At 42.0% G+C, this 19,037-nt stretch carries 14 protein-coding genes; 9 read left to right on the top strand and 5 right to left on the bottom strand.

Annotated features, from left to right (window positions below; all coding sequences use genetic code 11):
- Window positions 1-21 precede the first annotated feature (21 nt).
- The 9 genes from ABJD64_RS13270 (at window position 22) to ABJD64_RS13230 (ending at window position 12,756) form a co-directional block, all read left to right on the top strand.
- On the top strand, window positions 22-1,452 hold the full coding sequence (locus ABJD64_RS13270) for a RagB/SusD family nutrient uptake outer membrane protein (protein ID WP_348179373.1): 1,431 nt from the start codon (window positions 22-24) through the stop codon (window positions 1,450-1,452).
- Window positions 1,453-1,464: 12 nt separating this feature from the next.
- The gene (locus ABJD64_RS13265; protein WP_348179372.1) at window positions 1,465-3,420 is read left to right on the top strand and encodes a PKD domain-containing protein; all 1,956 of its coding nucleotides are present in this window, start codon (window positions 1,465-1,467) and stop codon (window positions 3,418-3,420) included.
- A gap of 141 nt (window positions 3,421-3,561) precedes the next feature.
- Entirely contained in the window at window positions 3,562-5,850 is a 2,289-nt protein-coding gene (locus ABJD64_RS13260) for a polysaccharide lyase 6 family protein (protein ID WP_348179371.1), read from the top strand.
- Entirely contained in the window at window positions 5,847-8,129 is a 2,283-nt protein-coding gene (locus tag ABJD64_RS13255) for a heparinase II/III family protein (RefSeq protein WP_348179370.1), read from the top strand. Before ABJD64_RS13260 ends, ABJD64_RS13255 begins: the two co-directional genes overlap by 4 nt.
- The gene (locus ABJD64_RS13250) at window positions 8,126-8,500 is read left to right on the top strand and encodes a cupin domain-containing protein (RefSeq protein ID WP_348179369.1); all 375 of its coding nucleotides are present in this window, start codon (window positions 8,126-8,128) and stop codon (window positions 8,498-8,500) included. Before ABJD64_RS13255 ends, ABJD64_RS13250 begins: the two co-directional genes overlap by 4 nt.
- A 7-nt stretch (window positions 8,501-8,507) precedes the next feature.
- A complete protein-coding gene (locus ABJD64_RS13245) occupies window positions 8,508-9,776 on the top strand; it encodes an MFS transporter (RefSeq protein ID WP_348179368.1) in 1,269 nt (422 codons plus the stop codon).
- 273 nt (window positions 9,777-10,049) lie between these two features.
- Window positions 10,050-10,799, top strand: coding sequence for an SDR family oxidoreductase (locus ABJD64_RS13240; RefSeq protein WP_348179367.1), 750 nt, complete (start codon window positions 10,050-10,052; stop codon window positions 10,797-10,799).
- Window positions 10,777-11,733, top strand: a complete 957-nt coding sequence (locus ABJD64_RS13235) for a polysaccharide lyase family 7 protein (protein ID WP_348179366.1) — start codon at window positions 10,777-10,779, stop codon at window positions 11,731-11,733. Before ABJD64_RS13240 ends, ABJD64_RS13235 begins: the two co-directional genes overlap by 23 nt.
- An 81-nt stretch (window positions 11,734-11,814) precedes the next feature.
- Window positions 11,815-12,756 carry a polysaccharide lyase family 7 protein gene (locus ABJD64_RS13230; RefSeq protein ID WP_348179365.1) on the top strand — a complete coding sequence of 314 codons (942 nt, stop codon included), beginning with the start codon at window positions 11,815-11,817 and terminating at the stop codon, window positions 12,754-12,756.
- Here ABJD64_RS13230 and ABJD64_RS13225 read toward each other — a convergent pair.
- From ABJD64_RS13225 to ABJD64_RS13205, 5 genes are all read right to left on the bottom strand, one after another.
- The gene (locus ABJD64_RS13225; protein WP_348179364.1) at window positions 12,753-13,658 is read right to left on the bottom strand and encodes a flavin reductase family protein; all 906 of its coding nucleotides are present in this window, start codon (window positions 13,656-13,658) and stop codon (window positions 12,753-12,755) included. The two genes, ABJD64_RS13230 and ABJD64_RS13225, sit on opposite strands and share 4 nt — an antisense overlap.
- 164 nt (window positions 13,659-13,822) lie before the next feature.
- Complete coding sequence (gene fahA, locus ABJD64_RS13220; protein ID WP_348179363.1) at window positions 13,823-15,073, bottom strand: fumarylacetoacetase; 1,251 nt, start codon at window positions 15,071-15,073, stop codon at window positions 13,823-13,825.
- Window positions 15,074-15,192: 119 nt separating this feature from the next.
- Window positions 15,193-16,338, bottom strand: a complete 1,146-nt coding sequence (gene hppD, locus ABJD64_RS13215) for a 4-hydroxyphenylpyruvate dioxygenase (RefSeq protein WP_348179362.1) — start codon at window positions 16,336-16,338, stop codon at window positions 15,193-15,195.
- 98 nt (window positions 16,339-16,436) lie between these two features.
- Entirely contained in the window at window positions 16,437-17,594 is a 1,158-nt protein-coding gene (locus ABJD64_RS13210) for a homogentisate 1,2-dioxygenase (RefSeq protein ID WP_348179361.1), read from the bottom strand.
- A 57-nt stretch (window positions 17,595-17,651) separates the two neighbouring features.
- Complete coding sequence (locus ABJD64_RS13205) at window positions 17,652-18,881, bottom strand: Glu/Leu/Phe/Val dehydrogenase dimerization domain-containing protein (protein WP_348179360.1); 1,230 nt, start codon at window positions 18,879-18,881, stop codon at window positions 17,652-17,654.
- Window positions 18,882-19,037: the final 156 nt, after the last annotated feature.

Below are 19,037 nucleotides of genomic sequence, written 5' to 3'. Positions count from 1 at the left end.
ATTAACAAAAAAGAAAATATCATGAAAAATATAAGAATCATAGCGCTGTTCGTACTTGCGATGCATCTATATGGATGCGAAGACGATTTCTTGTCGCCAGCGCCTAATTCAGCTATAAGTGCAGATGCATTCTACAGAAATGATACAGAGCTGGAAGCTGGAGTTATTAGTTTATATGACGGTATTCAGGGTATCAACTCTACAACCACAAGTGACTTACACGGCATTCAGATCGAATATCAGCTCACAGAGATGAGAAGTGACAACACCAGAACCAAAAGTGGTGAAGGTGAAGCAGCTCAATTTGAGAGTTATACCGTTGAGGCTACTAATGGTGTTGTTGCGGATTACTATGCAAGCTATTACAATATCATTTTTAGAGCTAATACAATCTTAGCGAATTTGGAGAATGCCTCTGATGCGAAAGCAGCACAGTTTGAAGGTGAAGCTAAATTTGTTAGAGGTTATGCTTACTTTAATCTGGTTAGGTTGTTCGGTGACATTCCATTGGCAACAGAGGTCATATCACCAACAGACGAAGCTACAACTTTTACAAGAGTGCCTACTAGTAATGTTTATACGTTGATTGTTAGCGACTTGATTACAGCCGCTGCCAATTTGGACAATACGTATAAAAACAGAGCTTCTAAAGCTGCAGCTCAAGGGTTGTTGGCTAAAGCACATCTGACTTTAGGTAACTATTCTGAAGCACAAACTTTGCTAGAAGAAATCATTGCTTCTGGCGAATTCAGTTTAGAAACTAATTTCCAGGACATCTTCTATTCGGAAGGCAACGATGAAACCATTTTTGCCATCGGATATGTAGCAGACAATTCAAATGACAGCCAGAATTTTTCGGCTGAATGGTTGAATTCTGTTGGCAGATCAAGTGGATTGAATTATGTGACCAGCGATGTGAGAACAGCTTTCACAACCTACGGAGGTACGATGAGATCCAATTACTCTTACCGACTAGATGCTGCACAAACCACACAATATCAGGTAGTTAAGTATTTGCCAAACGGAGACGATGCCTTAGGTATAGCACCTACATCAGGTGACCCTACACTGGCGGGTAACGACTGGATTGTGTTGAGATATGCAGATATATTGTTGATGCATGTAGAAGCCATTTTGGCCGGGCGCGATGGACCAATTAGTACTGCTGCTGCTATTGCTTCGTTCCAGGAGGTAAGAGATCGTGCTGGATTGACTACAACAGTAACAAGCATATCAAAAGTTGATTTGGCAAACGAGAGAAGAGTAGAATTGGCTTTCGAAAATCATAGATTGTTTGATTTGATTCGGTTAGGCCTGGCTGAAAGTGTACTTGGTGCATTTGCCACTGCAAACGGTCATTCATTTACAGCAAACGATTTGTTACTTCCTATTCCTCAAAGAGAAATTAATTTGAGTAAGGGAGCCTTGAGTCAAAACGCTGGATACAACTAAAAATTGAAATCAATGGAACAAATTATAAATACAAGTAAGTTCATCAAAGTGATGAACTTACTAACTGGATTTTCATTAATGCTAGGTGCGCTATTCATCACTTCATGTGTGGAAGAAACCTTACCAGGTGCGGGTTCAATAGCAGATACGACTCCTCCAAACGCTGGATTTTCATATAGTTCAGACCCAACGGATCAATTGAAGTTGGTATTTACAAATCAGTCTGAGAGTGCAACTGATTTTACATGGGATTTTGGCGATGGTGGCACTTCTGATGAAAAAGATCCATCACATACTTATCCTGATTTTGGTGCCTATATGGTAACATTGACATCTACAGATAAATTAGGAGTAACTGCTGATACAGCGATTGAAGTTCAGGTTGTTGAAGGACCCTATCAGCCATTTATCTTAGAATTGGGTTTTGAAGATCTTTCCTTGCCTAACGGGACAGGAGATGGTCGAGATTCGTGGAGAAATTCAGATTTGGGAGGTGTGATTCAGATTACCTCTAGTCCGGTGCGGAGTGGTGAGCAAGCTGCGAAATTAACTGGCTCTTCCTCAGATCAGAGGATAGGTTATCAGCTAGTTACAGTAGAGGCAGAGTCAACCTATGATTTGAACTTTTACTACACTATGTTAGATAACCAGGTTGGATGGCTGACTGTATCAGTATTATCCGGGCCCGTGACCTCTCATGCGGAGGCAGTTGCAGCCACCATTGGATCTATTACGGTCAACGATCAATCGGATCCTGATTCTTATGTCGCGGCAACAGTGTCGTTTAACTCTGGCTCAAGTACTGAGGTAGCAGTTTACTTCTTCAACGAAGGAACTGTAGAAACGAGATTAGATGATATTTCAATCGACATTGCACCTGAAGGCGCAGTACCTCCTTCGGCTTCTTTTTCAGTAGAACAAAGCGATGCGAATTATCTATCGTACACTTTCACAAATAGTTCGCTAAACGGCTCTACCTATTCATGGGACTTTGGTGATGGAAATACTTCTACTGAAGAATCTCCTACACATGTATATGAAGAGGCTGACGTATATACAGTTAAGCTAACGACTACCAGTGAGAATGGATTAACTGCAGATTTTAGTACTTCAGTTGACATTCAGGCGCCTGTAACAGCAGCATTCACCTATGAGGTTGATGATGTTGATTACAAAACATATTTGTTTACAGATGGCTCCGAAGATGCTGTTACGCTTTTGTGGGAATTTGGAGATGGATTCCAGTTTACCGGAATGAACCCTAGTCATACATATGCTGAGGATGGTATTTATACGGTTAAGCTAACTGCTACTAGTCTTACAGGTTTTGAAGATGTTGAAACCGCTGAGGTGACAGTTGCATTAGGATTTGTTGTACAGGTGCTTAACGGTACTTTCGATGAATATACAAATAATACGGGTGACAATGCAGATGCCTGGGATATGACACCTAACAGTACTGTAGTTGACAATGATGGAAATACCATTCCTAGTCCGTATGATCCGCTATGGGACAATGGAGATTTGGATAGTTGGCTTAATACTGAGTATAGTGATGACAGCGAACAAGCTGGTTCTTCCAGCGATGGAAATAATGGAACAAGAGGTGCTAAATTGGACGAGAAAGGCCGTCGTTTGTATCAGGTAGTTGAAGTTCAGGCAGGAGAAACCTATACGTTCTCTATTGATGCGATGACGACCGCTGCGGGGATAACCTCTGAAGTATTTATACTAAATACAGAAATCGCAGATGAAACAGGTATCAATGCTTCTACTTCTGACGCGGCCATTGATCATTACTTTGCAATCCCGAATATTTTCGCCACTGATGGTAATGCATATGCTACCAGTGCGTTTGACTTCACTGCATCTACAAATGAGATAGTCATTTATGTTAGGAACATAGACGTTGTAGATGGTTCTGCTGAAGCTTTCTTTGATAACATAACAATTACTGATGCTGATTGAGTAAGTACTCGATTTATATAAAGAAAAACTACCCGGTATCTATTCCGGGTAGTTATTCTAAGCCTTTGATTGGTTCATTTGAACAGTTGGGCAATAGGTTAAATCAATTAAGATGACCGCAGCAATTTTTAAAAAATTAGAATGATTTATACAAGTAAATGGATGAGGATCAACCCAGTGACCTTGAGCTTGCTCATGTTACTGATCATGTTTGGCACCGAGTGTGGCTACAAGATGAAACCGGTTGAAACGGTAAGTAGTGCAGAGGAATTAAAATCAAAATTGGCTATAGCTAGTCCTGGAGATACCATTAAACTTGCTAAAGGCGAGTGGAAAAATGCCGAATTGGTAATCATGGCCAATGGCACCAAAGAAGCTCCGATTGTAGTCATGGCCGAGGAGCTGGGAGCAGTGAAGTTGACAGGTAGCTCGAATCTGAAATTGGCGGGAGAATATGTAGTAGTAAGTGGCTTGCATTTTACCAATGGGTTTACGCCAACAGCGGAGGTCATCTCGTTTAAAATCAAAAAAAATCAACTCGCCAACAACTGTAGAATTACAGAAACCCTAATTGATAATTATTCGAATCCAGAGCGACATGAGAGCGACTATTGGGTAGGAATGTATGGAAAAAACAACCGATTCGATCACAATGCATTAGTCGGTAAAGGAAACAAAGGCGTGACTATGGCAGTCAGACTCAACTCAGAAGAGAGTTTAGAAAATGGTCACCTGATTGATCACAACTATTTCGGGCCAAGAGAAAATTTGGGTGCCAATGGAGGCGAAACTTTGAGAATAGGCACCAGCCATTATTCGCTTTCCTTTTCCAATACGCAAGTGATAAACAATTACTTTGATCGATGTGATGGAGAGCATGAAATTATCTCAAATAAATCATGCGGAAACCTTTTCAAAGGCAATGTATTTGACGAATGTGTCGGCACATTGACCTTCAGGCATGGCAATGATAATACTGCCGAGAGCAATGCTTTCTACGGCAATGGTAAGCCTCATACAGGTGGCATCAGAGTCATTAATGAAAAGCAAAAAGTATTAAATAACTACGGATATGGCCTCACCGGACACAGATTCCGAGGTGCATTGGTTGTAATGAATGGTGTGCCAAATTCTCCAATCAACAGATACCATCCAGTTAAAGATTCAGAAATCAATAACAATACTTTTATCAACTGCGACTTTGTCCAGTTGTGTGCAGGTAGTGATGCTGAAAGAAGTGCAATACCGCAAACTACATCGATTGCCGATAACATTTTCTGGAACGAAGCCAAGAATGATGTATTTACAGCTTATGATGATATTTCGGGAATCTCTTTTAACGGTAATGTTTTAAGTGCAAACATCCAATCTCTCGGTAGTGGTTTCAGAGCGATCAATGCTGAATTGGTACAAAACGAAAAAGGAATCTACGGTCTTAAAGATGGATCAATCACTGCAGGCATTACAGAAGACTTCGCAGTTGTGTCGAAAGATACTACCGGTCCATCTTGGTACGAAAAACCTAAAAATGGGAAGACTTTTGGATACGGAAGAGCCATAGCCGTTGAGGCAGGATCTGACCTATTTGATGTTTTGAAAAATGCTGAAGCTGGCGATGTATATACACTGGCTGGTGGGGAATACTTGCTAGAAAAGAAAGTTCCGGTATCAGTGCCAATTACAGTGCAATCTACTGAAGGTGCCGTGATTAAGTTCGAAAAATCAAACCTATTCGTAATAGAAAATGGAGGCGCACTCCAATTAGAAGGATTGACCATAGACGGTGCAGAATGCCCCGATTATGCTGGCAATGCTGTAGTCTCTACCAGTAGATATTCAATGAACAGAAACTACAAGTTGTTCATCAACAACTGTGAATTCAGAGATCTCGATGTCAATCATTCTTTCAACATATTGAAAGTTTATAAAAACACATTCGCTGATAGCGTAATGATAACAAACTCTCAATTCACGGATGTGAGTGGTACTATTCTAGAGTTGAATCAGGAATCTGACGACATAGGAATCTACAATGCGGAGTTTGTCATCTTGAGAAACAACTCATTCAAAAATATAGGCAAAGAAGTGGTAAACCTGCACAGAGGAGGAAGCGATGAAAGTACGTTTGGCCCGCTACTCTTTGTCGATCACTGTTCTTTCGAGAAAGTAGGTTATGGTCCAAAGAATAAAGGTGGCAATTCATTCACATTGCATGGAGTACAAAAAACTGAAATCACCAATTCGGTATTTGACAACATTAAGACATTTGATATCTACCATACAGTAGGTGAGCCGATTACCAAAATATCAGACTGTAGCATGGATCGGTCTAAACTGATCATCAGTGATAAAACAGCAAAATTGTCGAACCTCAAATTGGCGCAAAGCGCTAGTGGCAGAGATGGCAAAAAACTTGGGTTTACGCTATGAAGATAAAGTTTTGTTATATCAGATTAGGTTTTAGTTTAGCTGTTGCTCTGATACTTCTTTCCTGTGTCGGGGAAGGAGCATCCGTAGAGCAACAGCGCCTAACTGATGTGCACCCAAGTTTAGTGTTGACAACGGCTGGAGTAGATCAAATCCAATCAAACTTAGGTAGTGTACCACTCTTTGATCAAACGCTTGCAGCTGTAATCAAAGGGGTAGATGCAGAAATAACAAATGGCATCGAAGTACCAGTCCCAAAGGACCTTGCAGGTGGATACACGCATGAAAGACACAAGACGAACTTCTTCATGATGCAAAAGGCTGGTGTGCTGTTTCAAATCACAGGTGAAGAGAAGTATGCAGTTTATGTTCGAGATATGCTTTTGAAGTACGCCGAAATGTGGCCTACAATTAGTCAACATCCGGCCGAACGGTCATATGCCCGTGGCAAAATCTTTTGGCAATGCTTGAATGATGCCAATTGGTTGGTGTATACCAGTCAGGGATATGATTGTATTTATGAATGGTTGGATGTGCCAACTAGAGAAAAGCTAAACAAAGAGTTGTTCAGACCCTATGCGGAGTATGTTTCTATCGGAAATCCGCAGTTTTTTAATCGAATCCATAACCATAGCACTTGGGGAAATGCGGCTGTTGGTATGATCGGACTGGTCATGGGAGATGAAGAGTTAGTCAAGTGGTCGTTATACGGCCTGGACATCAAAGTTCCGGGTGATATAGTCAAAGACAATGATGGCGGTGATATTCAGCTTGAAGGCCAAGAAGAAGCAGGGTTTCTCGCACAGATAGATCATTCTTTTTCTCCAGACGGTTACTATACTGAGGGGCCTTATTATCAACGCTATGCCATGTACCCATTCCTAATTTTCGCACAAGCTTTGGCTAATAAGAAACCGGAATTAGAAATACTTGATTATCGAGATGGGCTTTTGATTAAAGCGGTTTACGCACTCATTAATCAGACCAATTCACAAGGTGAATTCTTCCCAATTAATGACGCTCAAAAGGGAATGTCCCTGGCTTCTCGCGAACTTGTGAATGCTGTGAGTATGGCGTATCATTTTGGCGGAAATGACCCTGAATTGTTGTCTATTATAGAGACCCAAGGCCGAGTTCCACTGAACGATTCCGGAATGGCTGCGGCGAAAGGAATTGCAAACGGAAAAGCTGAAAAATACCGTTACAAGAGCTTGGAGTTGACCGATGGAGCAGCAGGAGATGAGGGTGCTATTGGAATCATACGAGCTGATGATTTGACTTTACTTATGAAATATGCCAAGCATGGTATGGGGCATGGCCATTTTGATCGCCTTGGTTTTTTGCTTTACGACGAAACAGGTGAAGTCATCCAAGATTATGGTTCTGCCCGCTGGGTGAACATTGAACACAAGGACGGTGGAGGATACTTAAAGGAAAATCACAGTTGGGCCAAGGAGACTGTGGCTCACAATACGCTAGTCGTGAATAAAGACTCTCATTTTGATGGGAATGTCAAACAAGCTGATAAGACTTCTGGCAGGCCCTATTATTTCTTAAACAGTGGTACCATTCAGATTGTAAGTGCCAGGGAGCCGAATGCCTATGATAACGTAGAAATGCAAAGAACAATGGCGGTTGTAGATATTGAAGAATTAGAGAAGCCATTGGTGATAGACTTGTTTTCGGTGCAGGCGCCGGAAGCAACAAGATATGATTTGCCACTTTATTACATGGGTGAATTCATGTCTTCCAATCAGAATTTTCAAACGAATAATGTTCTCACTCCTCTGGGAGAAAATGACGGCTATCAGCACTTATGGGCGGAAGCGCAAACAGATATCCAAGGTGATCTATATAGGATGACATGGTTCAATAAGAAGAACTTTTACACCATTACTTCTGTGGCAGAGTCTGGTGATCAGATTATTTTGACCCGAATTGGCGCCAACGATCCCAATTTTAATCTTCGCCGGGATCCAGGGCTTATTCATCGCAGAACCGGAGGTAATACACTTTTTGCCAGTCTTTATGAAATGCATGGAAGCTATGATTACTCGTCAGAACGCCCATTAAACTCATTCACTTCTATTACAGATTTGAAAGTCTTGCATCATTCTGCGGCATATGTTGTCATTCAATTTCAATTGAAAACCGGTCAGAACTACCAGTTCGGATTCTCACTATTGGATGATAGCGAAACAAGTAACCATGCAGTAAAATCCTCTGAAGGACAATGGCATTGGAAAGGAATTTACGATTTGAAAAAAATAAATAGACAGTGAAAAGAAGTAGCGAAAAATACATTTTGACTAAGCAGATCGATTGGGAGGAGCTTGGAGGTGGTGTTTCCCGAAAAATGCTGGGATATGACAACCAGATTATGATGGTGCTTGTAAAGTTTGAAAAAGCAGCGTTAGGGTCTCCTCACAGTCATTTTCATACACAGACCACTTATTGTGTTGAAGGAAAATTTGAATTTGAAATTGATGGCGAGAAGCAGATATTAAGCGCAGGAGATGGGGTTTATATCGAACCTAACCTTTTGCACAGTGCGGTATGCCTTGAGGAGGGGATGTTGATTGACACGTTCAGCCCGGTTAGAGAGGACTTTCTTAACGGTGATGGTGTGTCGTATTTTGGAGATAAAGACTAAATAAAAGATGATGAAGATTAATGGACTGAGATGGTGGATTGTTGGGTTAGTTTGTCTGGCTACTGTGATCAATTATATTGACCGATCGGCTCTGTCGATCATGTGGCCGGATATTTCGAAAGACTTAGGCATGACCAAGGCAGACTATGCCATTATACTAAATGTATTCTTGGTGGCATATGCTGTAGGGCAATCCTTGTCCGGTAAGATGTTCGACAAAATAGGAACAAGACTTGGGTTTGTAGTGTCCATTACCGTTTGGGGCTTGGCTACTGCCATTCATGCCTTTGCCAGAGGGGTAATGACCTTCAGCTTTTTCCGAGTGTTATTGGGATTAGGAGAAGCTGGCAACTGGCCAGGTGCCGTAAAAAGTAATGCTGAATGGTTTCCCGTAAAAGAGCGGGCATTCGCGCAAGGAATATTCAATTCAGGCGCAGCTCTGGGTTCCATCGTAGCCCCTCCATTAATCGCCATCGTTTGGGTGATGATCGGTTGGAAAATGACTTTCGTGCTTCTTGGTTTGTTAGGGCTGCTTTGGATTATACCCTGGTGGATCATGAACAAAAATGTACCTGCCAAGCATCCATGGATTACAGATGAGGAAAAAGAGCACATCCTATCTGGGTTGAATGAAACTAAAGAGGCAGACAATAAACCAGGCCTGAGCATGATAGAGATATTGTCTAAACGAGAATCTTGGGCGGTGTTAGCATCCAGGTTTTTCGTAGAACCGATCTGGTGGTTGTTCGTAGGTTGGATGCCCATCTACCTGGCGGATGTTTATGGCTTCAATGTAAAAGAAATTGGATTTTTTGCCTGGGTTCCCTACGTAGGTGCGGCCTTAGGAAGTTTGTCAGGAGGCTATTATTCTGGCCGACTATTAATTAATGGTGCTAGCGTGGACCAGGCCAGAAAGAAAACGATCATGATCGGATGTGTGATTATGTTCCTTGGCTTGGTGGCAACCATTATGGCAGGAGATACTGCTGTGAAATTTGTCGCCATTGTGGCCTTTGTGTTATACGGGTTCCAGTTTGTGATCAGCAATATTCAAACGATTCCTAGTGATTTATTCAGCGGCAAGTCCGTAGGGTCGCTAGCCGGATTGGGAGGTACGGTAGGTATTTTCTCTGTCATCATTATGAACTTCTTAGTTCCTGTGATCACCGAGCGTTATTCCTACACGCCAATATTTGTAATGATTGCCTTGTTTGTGCCCTTGTGCATACTGTCAATCTACTTTTTTGCTAAAGAAATAAAGCCTGTAGATCAATAATCTGCAGCTATTAAATAGTCAGAGGTCTGAGATGCAGACCAGAAGTGTTAACGGCGAAACGAATTTTGTCACCATGCCTAAAGTCGAGACTATGGCCAATGTGTCTTGAGTAATACAGCTGGTGAGGGGATAAGTTTTTTATCACAGTACCTATATAAATGTGGTGCTTGTAAGGAGACGCTCTACTTGTAAATACCCTAGAGACTCAGGGTTCAGTCGATAACTGAAAAAGAGGTCTAGTTTAATAAAAATGGAATTTTAAATTAGAAAATCATGATGAAAGATAAAGTAGCTGTTGTAACCGGAGGAGCTAGAGATATTGGAAAAGCTGTATCAAAAAAATTAGCTTCGGAAGGTGCCAAGGTTGTCATCAATTACTTCGACAATAAAGATCAGGCAGTTGAAACACTGACTGAGATTAAAGCCGAAGGAGGAGAAGCAATTCTTGTTCAGGGCGATATGACAAAACAAGCAGACATCGATAAGATGGTACATGAGGCTAGAGAAGCCTATGGTGATGAAATTCACTGTTTAGTAAATATTGCAGGTGGTTTGGTCGGTCGTAAGACGATCGAAGAAATGGATGAAGATTTTTTCAGTTTTGTAATAAACTTAAACTTGACTAGTACATTTTTGGTAACTAAGGCGGTGGTACCCTTCATGCCAGCAGGGTCTTCCATAGTCAATTTTGCTTCTCAAGCAGGAAGAGATGGAGGTGGACCAGGCGCGGTCGCATACTCAACTGCCAAAGGAGCAGTAATGACATTTACCAGAGGTTTGGCGAAGGAGCTTGGACCTAAGAATATTAGAGTAAACGCATTGTGTCCTGGTATGATTTCTACCACTTTTCACGATACGTTCACTAAAGATGAAGTTCGTAAAAACGTTGCAGCCGGCACACCTTTGAGAAGAGAAGGAGAAGCAAGTGAAGTAGCTAATCTGGTGGCCTGTTTGGCATCAGCAGAGACTTCGTTTGTCACAGGAACCAATATTGATATCAATGGAGGCCTGTTTTTCTCATAATACCATGCATGGTAAAACGAAGCAAAATCACTCAGGACAAATTGTCCTGGGTGTTGCTTGCTTGTTGTTTATCGGGCTTTTTGCATGGAGCAACGTAATGGCCCAATCAAACAGTGATCACAAGCTTCCAAACATTGATCTGTCGAATTGGAAAGTTACCCTGCCGGTAGGTCAAGGCAAGCCAATAGAAGTGGAACCACCAGAGATCTTGAGTTATGCTTCAAATGAAACATTGGAGCCTTTCATGTATAATGATTCTACTGATGGAAGCTTGGTGTTTTACACCTATCCTGGTGCTGTTACCGGCAATACGAAGTACTCGCGCACTGAACTGAGGGAGCAAATGACTCCGGGGAGTAATAAAGAAAACTGGACTTTCGAGCAAGGTGCAAGAATGAAAGGCACACTGTCTGTTTCAGAAATTTCTAAAACGCCTGAAGGTAAATTTGATCGTACAATCGTGATGCAAATTCACGGCCGGTTGACCAATGAACAAAAGGATCAGATTGGTCAAAAAGACAACAATGCACCACCTATTTTGAAGATATACTGGCATAAGGGATATGTAAGGGTCAAGACTAAAGAACTTAAGGATATCAATGGATTCGGTATGGAGCTTTTGCCTAAAGAGGCATGGAAAGATGATAAGGGTTATAATTTTCCTGAATATGTAGGGAACAAGCCTTTCACCCTGGAAATTATTGCTACGAAAGGTAGATTGGAAGTTATCCTCAATGAAAAATATTCCAAAGTTTATCAAAGCATTCACATGCGTAAATGGGGAGCTTTTGAAAATTATTTTAAGGCCGGTAATTACCTGCAAACGAAAAATCCTAATGGTTTTGCCAAGGTGAAGTATTATGCACTAGAGATATCGCACAGTGATGTAGTAGCACCGGCGAGGAGGAAAAAGAAAAAAAGAGTAGCTAAATAATAGACTCTAAAATTAATAAATAGGAGTTTTCGAGGTCCAGAAAAAAACAGAAACTATACAGAGATGAAAAGAATCGAGCGGATGAAATATATAATATATGCGGCATTTTTTATGGTCATGGCTATGGGGAATGGTTGTGGTGGAGATGACATGGAGGAAGATATAATGGAGGAACAGGTCGATGAGGATAAGGATGAAGAAACTGAAACTCCGGATGATGAAACGGATGAAAATAACGAAAGTGAACTCGTCGAAGGAGTAGACTACTTTCTACCGAATATTGATTTGAACAATTGGAAAGTGACGCTACCTATAGGGAATCCAACTGAAGTAAAACCTCCTGAAATTCTGAATTATGCTACGAATGAGACCCTGTTGCCCTTTATGTACAATGATTCTACGGATGGAAGTTTAGTGTTTTATACCTACCCAGGTGCCACTACGGCCAATACAAGTTATTCGCGTACGGAACTGCGTGAGCAAATGGTAGCTGGCAGCAATAGTACCAATTGGACATTTGCTCAGGGAGCTAACATGAAAGGTACCTTGGCCATGGAGGAAATAAGCAAAGAATCTGACGGTGATTATCATCGAACCATCATCATGCAAATTCATGGTCGCTTAACAAATGATCAACGTGACCTAATCGGCGAAGACGACAACAATGCGCCGCCCATTCTGAAGATTTATTGGAACAACGGTTATGTACGTGTCCATCTCAAATATCTAAAAGACTTGAATGCTACCGATACAGAAGCGCTCGAAACAGATGCCTGGGGCGACGTGGGTGGTGTCAACTTTGATGAAAAAGTAGATTTTAACAAGTTTACACTCGAAGTGAGAGTCTCAGACGGCAAAATGGAAATCACCCTTAATGGGGATCAAACCATGACTTACGATGATATTCATATGCAGCGCTGGGGGATTTTTGAAAACTACTTCAAAGCAGGAAACTACTTGACTACCCTGGATGAAGGCGCTTTTGCGAAGGTCAAATACTATGCCTTGGAGGTAACTCATTAATTTGATTCCAATGTATTAACCATCAGGACTTGCCAGGCTTCATTTGTTTGGTCAGAAAGTAAATACTTCTGAGCCAACAAGTGTAGCTCTCGGTCGAGGCCCTCTTCATCATCGCCAAAATTTTCTAGAATGGCACTTACCTCCGGTTCGTTGGCTATCGCGAGTACTTCCTCTTTTGTAGGTAGCTGCTCTACATTGGCTAGACGACCCAGGTTGTTGCCTGTGAGGACAGTGCTGTTTCTAACATGATCAGGCAATTGATCGAATCCTATACCCATGGTGGTCAGGGGTTTTGGAATCTCAAACATGGTTTCACGATTAGTTTTTGTGTACCAGTTTCCACCCATTCGGGCAACTAAATCAAGTTTTGTAGGATCAAGTTTGCTGTCCTCATTAAGCAGATGATCTTGGACATGAGCCAGGATCACTTCACAAATGATCAAGTTGCCTGCGCCACCCTGATCACCCATGGGTTTGACTTCCAGCACTTTGCACTCAAAAGCTACTGGAGATTCTTTTGCTCTTGGAGGCCTGATCTTTTCTGAGGCTACTTCAGTAAATCCCGCCTTGACAAACTCATTGACACCGTCTGCGTATTCCGTACTAGCGAGTGACATTTGCTCAACGATAGGGTAGTCTACAATATTGATGACCACCTCAGGTACTTTCAATACATTTTCCAATGTGTGCTTGGTGGTGTTGTCTCGGACTCTTCGCGCTGGTGAGAAAACCAGAATTGGCGGGTTGGCACTAAAAGCATTAAAGAAACTGAATGGACTCAGATTCACATTTCCCTTTTCGTCTATGGTACTGGCAAAGGCGATTGGTCTCGGAGCTACGGCTGTAAGGAGGACAGAGTGAAAATGAGCAGTTGATACAGATTTTGGATCTATAGAAGCCATTGGTCAATTCAAGGTTTAAAATTCAAGATTAAAAATAACGTTTTTTGTTAGGCTGAGGTACTCGAATCCGACATACCTTAATTATGCCAAATAAAAAATCCCGGAGATGAGGCCGGGATTATAACACTTTAAATGATCAATTATTACTTTTGGGTAATGTTGCTCTACTTTGTCGGCAATACTTTGGCTCGCACTTCGCCAAAGCCGATGCGCAGTCCATCCTTTTTTCCAAATCCTTTCATGACAACGGTATCACTGTCCTGGATGAATTTTCTTTCTGTACCATCAGGCATCTGCACCGGTTTGGTACCTTGCCATGCGATTTCCAGCATAGATCCATATTGATGTGGTTCGGGACCACTGATCGTACCTGAGGCCATCATATCACCGGCCTTTACGTTACAGCCGTTTACTGTATGGTGAGCCAGCTGCTGGACCATATTCCAATACATGTACTTGAAGTTGGACTCACTGACCTTTTTGCTTTCTCCCTGGGCTGTTTCGATGGATACTTCCAGTTCAATGTCATAATGATTGTCACCCTGGTATTCCAAATAAGGAAGAACCTTAGGGTCCTGAACCGGTCCGGAAGTCCTGAATGGCTCAAGTGCTTCCAGTGTGACGATCCACGGGGAAAGGTGAGAAGCAAAATTCTTAGCCAAAAATGGCCCTAGAGGCACATACTCCCACTTCTGAAGATCTCTTGCAGACCAGTCATTGAAGACGCAAAGTCCAAAAATATGATCGGAAGCGTTAGCCGTACTAATAGATTCACCGAGCTCAGTTCCCTTGCCTACTATAAATCCCATCTCCAGTTCGAAGTCTAACAATTTGCATGGTCCAAAGACTGGAGGGTCATTAGGGCTGGGCTTTTGCTGTCCTTTCGGTCTGTGAAAATCCGTACCTGAAATCACAATTGAAGAAGATCTCCCATGATAACCTACCGGTAGGTGCTTCCAGTTTGGCATCAGTGCATTGTCAGGGTCCCTAAACATGCAACCCACATTGAAGGCATGCTGTTCGCTTGAGTAGAAATCGGTATAGTCCCCAATTTGTACAGGTAAGCTCATTTCAATGGCCCTGACATCTTTCATGATCTTATTTCGATGTACGGTGTTTTCACGCAATCCATTTTTCGAGTTTTCCTCGAAAATGCTTTGGATTCTCTCCCTCACTTTGTTGGTGACAGGCTTACCTAAAGCAATAAAATCATTGAGATATTGTTTTTCAAAAACTCCATCAGGAAGAGACAGGCCTTTCAAATATCCTTTTTCTTGAAGAACGGCCAGATTGACCACATAGTCACCGATACGTGATGCAGCAAACCAACTGTTACCATTTTTTACCATCCCAAAGGGGATATTTTGAATAGGGAAGTCCGATTCTGCAGATACCGCAATCCAGGATTTGTTCATTTACTTATATGTTTAATTTTGGGTTAAAACAATGTTGGCCTCGAGGGCCTCAGTCTGATAGTTGCAAGTCTAAATATTTAATATTTTAAATCTTGAATCTTTAATTTCAAATTTTGAATTTAAAGTGTTCCTCTCACTTCTTGCTCTCTTTCGATCGCTTCGAATAAGGCCTTGAAATTTCCTTTTCCAAATGACTGAGCCCCTTTTCTCTGGATAATCTCAAAGAACATAGTCGGTCTTGGTTCTACAGGCTTAGTGAAAATCTGAAGCAAATAACCTTCGTCATCTCTGTCGATCAAAATACCCAATTCTTTAAGCGGTTCAAGATCTTCATCGATTTCACCCACTCTATCCAATACAGTTTCGTAGTAAGTAGCCGGAACCCTCAAAAACTCAACACCTCTTGCATGCATAGCCGTCACCGTCTCAATGATGTTGTCTGTGGCCACAGCAATATGCTGAACACCTGAAGTACCATAAAAATCAAGGTACTCTTCTACCTGCGACTTTTTCTTGCCCTCAGCTGGTTCATTGATCGGGAATTTGATTCTGCCGTTGCCGTTGCTCATTACTTTGCTCATCAGCGCGGTGTACTCAGTAGAAATGTCCTTGTCATCAAATGAGATCAGTTGAGTGAATCCCATTACTTTGGCATAAAACTCTACCCATTTGTTCATTTCGCCCCAGCCTACATTGCCCACCATGTGATCGACAAACTTCAATCCGATAGGTTCAGGATTGTAAGTAGTTTCCCACTTCTTGAATCCAGGCATGAATACACCGTTGTAGTTCTTTCTTTCTACAAAAAGGTGAACAGTTTCTCCATAGGTATGAATTCCTGAGATTTTCACTTCGCCGGTGTCATCCTTTCTGGTTTCTGGCTCCATGTAAGGTTTGGCACCTCTTTTCACGGTTTCGTTGAATGAGTACTCAGCGTCATCTACCCAAAGCGCTACTACTTTCACGCCATCGCCATGCTCATCGATGTGTTTCCCTACAGGTGTACCGGGTTTAAGAGGTGACGTCAGTACCAATCTGATTTTGTCCTGAACTACCACATAAGATTCGTAGTCCTGATTTCCGGTTTCGAGGCCAGAGAAGGCATGAGATTGAAAGCCAAAGGCAGTTTTGTAAAAGTGGGCTGCTTGCTTGGCGTTACTTACATAAAGTTCTAAGTGATCTGTTCCAAGTAATGGAAGGAAGTCCTCTGCATCCTCAAAGATTTTTTCTAACCCGAAGTTTGTATTTTCTAGTCCTGTTGCCATTGTATTGTTTTTTTATATTTTGTTCTACAACGATATTCTTCCTACACAAAAGGTTAATCGCTGCTCATGTGTTTTTAATTTGCCCCGGTCATGCCGGCTTAGTCTAACCAGCTTTTGTGGTAGTCTTTAATTAATATTTTCATTGCTTCTTCAGTAACCTGAAGCGGTTTGAAGGTATCCACCATCACCGCCAATTCTTCTGTAACCTTCTGCCCAATACTGCGCTCAGTAGCACCAGGATGCGGCCCATGAGGAATCCCTGCCGGATGTAAGGTGATATTGCCCTTCTCAATGTTATTTCTACTCATAAAATCGCCATCTACGTAGTATAGTACCTCGTCAGAATCAATATTGCTGTGGTTATAAGGAGCAGGTATTGATTCGGGATGGTAGTCGTATAGTCTCGGTACAAACGAGCAGATCACAAACGCATCTGTCTCAAAGGTCTGGTGAATAGGAGGGGGCAAGTGTACTCTTCCGGTAATGGGTTCAAAATCATGGATAGAGAAAGCATAAGGATAGTTGTATCCGTCCCAGCCAACAATGTCAAATGGATGACTGGCATAGATATACTCGTGCATCATGTCTTCCTTCTTCACCTTTATGGTGAAATCACCCATCTCATCGAAGGTTTCAAGCTCGCTCGGTCGTCTGAAATCACGCTCACAATACGGTGAATGCTCCAGCAACTGACCGAACCAATTTCTATATCTTTTGGGCGTATAGATCGGACGCTTCGATTCAACGATAAACAAACGATTGTCCTCTGTATCGAAGTGCATTTGATAGATCATGCCTCTTGGTACCAGCAGATAGTCGCCATAGCCAAAAGTGATATTCCCAAGCTGTGTTTTGAGTGTACCTGTGCCACGGTGGATAAAAATCAATTCATCACAGTCGGCATTTTTGTAGAAATATCCGGTCTGACTCTGTTTTGGGGCTGCGAGCACAATATGGCAGTCAGCATTGACCAGCACTGTTTTTCTACTATCTAAATAATCGTCCGCTGCCGGCACCTTAAAGCCTTCCATGGCAAGCGAAAGCATGTTTTTCTCTTCTGCTATTTTGGGAGCAACACTATAAGACTTTGTTACCTCTTTGACCATGGTCGGTCGATGAAGATGATACATCAGCGAAGACATGCCATCGAACCCGATGGTGCCAAACAACTGCTCGTAGTGTATGCTGCCATCTTCTTTTTTGAAGGTGGTATGTCGCTTGTGCGGAATCTTACCTAATTGATGATATTGAGGCATAGTGGTTTATTTATTGATTCAAAAATGAAGTCTCTTATAAATTTACGAACTCTGACTTTAGTTCACTAACTGGCCCAGTGAATTCTCAAAGGCCGTGTTGGTCAATAATACTTTTTCTTTATTCCTGTCATGAATGGCTTCAAGTGCACTGCCAATAATTTTTGAAGTATCACTGAATATGCCATCATCGGTCATATCTGCTTCTCCGGACATGAGATAGGCAAACACTCTGGCCATTCCACAATTGGCAATGAAGTCAGGGATTACAGACACATATTTGTCGGCGTGTTCGCTAATAGGACCGTAGAATATGGTCTCGTCTGCAAATGGTACATTGGCTCCGCAAGAAATCACTTCGAGTCCTGACTTGACCATTCTATCAAGTTGGTCTTGTGTAATCAACCGTGATGCTGCGGCCGGAATAAAGATCTCAGCATTTAAGTCCCATACTTTGGCGTTTATTTCCTCAAATGGAATGACATTTGGGCTGTTCAGTTGATTGCCGTTTCTGCTAACAAATAAGGAAGTAATTTCTTCGAAAGTAAAACCTTCTTCATTGATCAAACCACCTGCTCGATCGATGATACCGACTACTTTTACGCCCATCTGGGCCAAATAATAAGCAGCGGCTGCTCCGACATTTCCCCAGCCTTGAATGATGGCTTTCTTGCTGGAAATATTACCACTCCATAGATTGTAGTAGTGCCTGACAGCCTCTGAAACTCCGTAGCCAGTAATCATATCGGCTACTGTATATTTTTTCGCCAAACTTGGCGTGTATTTTTCGTCTTCGATAATTTTGATCACTCCCTGTCTTAACTGGCCTATGCGATTTACCTTTTGTGCTTCAGTAGGGTGAAAGTGACCTGTGAATACACCTTCTTGCGGATGCCAGATGCCATTGTCTTCAGTGATTGGGATTACCTCGTGAATTTCGTCTACGTTCAAATCTCCTCCGGTTCCGTAGTAGTATTTCAACAGTGGTTTAACGGCCGCGTACCACCTTTGCAGAACACCCTCTTTGCGTGGGTCTGCCGGATCGAAATTGATACCCGATTTGGCCCCGCCAATCGGAGGTCCGGAAATACTAAACTTAATTTCCATGGTTTTGGCTAACGACTCCACCTCATGCTTGTTGAGCCCCTTTCTCATTCGGGTGCCACCACCAGCAGCCCCGCCACGAAGCGAATTAATGACGACCCAGCCTTCGGCCTCCGTTTCTGCATCTTTCCATTCGAATACAACCTCGGGTCTTTTCGTTTCAAATTTGTTTAGTAGTTCCTTCATTAAAAGTTGATATTGATATATTCTTATATTTTCTATTATTGGGTATTATAATTCTGCTATTTATGGATCAATTAGGAATTAATCTAACTTTAATAGATACTATTTAAATTAAAATTATTTCAAGTAATTCTTGTACGAAGTTAGATTTTAGCTATC

The sequence above is a fragment of the Reichenbachiella sp. genome (assembly GCF_039944555.1).
In the GTDB taxonomy this organism is placed as follows: domain Bacteria; phylum Bacteroidota; class Bacteroidia; order Cytophagales; family Cyclobacteriaceae; genus Reichenbachiella.
Note: the sequence above shows the minus strand (reverse complement) of the source record. Positions and strands in the feature narration are given on the sequence as shown.

Bases quoted from the DNA above. Each gene is read 5' to 3' on its own strand.
- ABJD64_RS13270 (WP_348179373.1), top strand. From the start codon at position 22: ATGAAAAATATAAGAATCATAGCGCTGTTCGTACTTGCGATGCATCTA.
- ABJD64_RS13265 (WP_348179372.1), top strand. From the start codon at position 1,465: ATGGAACAAATTATAAATACAAGTAAGTTCATCAAAGTGATGAACTTA.
- ABJD64_RS13260 (WP_348179371.1), top strand. From the start codon at position 3,562: ATGATTTATACAAGTAAATGGATGAGGATCAACCCAGTGACCTTGAGC.
- ABJD64_RS13255 (WP_348179370.1), top strand. From the start codon at position 5,847: ATGAAGATAAAGTTTTGTTATATCAGATTAGGTTTTAGTTTAGCTGTT.
- ABJD64_RS13245 (WP_348179368.1), top strand. From the start codon at position 8,508: ATGATGAAGATTAATGGACTGAGATGGTGGATTGTTGGGTTAGTTTGT.
- ABJD64_RS13240 (WP_348179367.1), top strand. From the start codon at position 10,050: ATGATGAAAGATAAAGTAGCTGTTGTAACCGGAGGAGCTAGAGATATT.
- ABJD64_RS13235 (WP_348179366.1), top strand. From the start codon at position 10,777: ATGGAGGCCTGTTTTTCTCATAATACCATGCATGGTAAAACGAAGCAA.
- ABJD64_RS13230 (WP_348179365.1), top strand. From the start codon at position 11,815: ATGAAATATATAATATATGCGGCATTTTTTATGGTCATGGCTATGGGG.
- ABJD64_RS13225 (WP_348179364.1), bottom strand. From the start codon at position 13,658: ATGGCTTCTATAGATCCAAAATCTGTATCAACTGCTCATTTTCACTCT.
- fahA (WP_348179363.1), bottom strand. From the start codon at position 15,073: ATGAACAAATCCTGGATTGCGGTATCTGCAGAATCGGACTTCCCTATT.
- hppD (WP_348179362.1), bottom strand. From the start codon at position 16,338: ATGGCAACAGGACTAGAAAATACAAACTTCGGGTTAGAAAAAATCTTT.
- ABJD64_RS13210 (WP_348179361.1), bottom strand. From the start codon at position 17,594: ATGCCTCAATATCATCAATTAGGTAAGATTCCGCACAAGCGACATACC.
- ABJD64_RS13205 (WP_348179360.1), bottom strand. From the start codon at position 18,881: ATGAAGGAACTACTAAACAAATTTGAAACGAAAAGACCCGAGGTTGTA.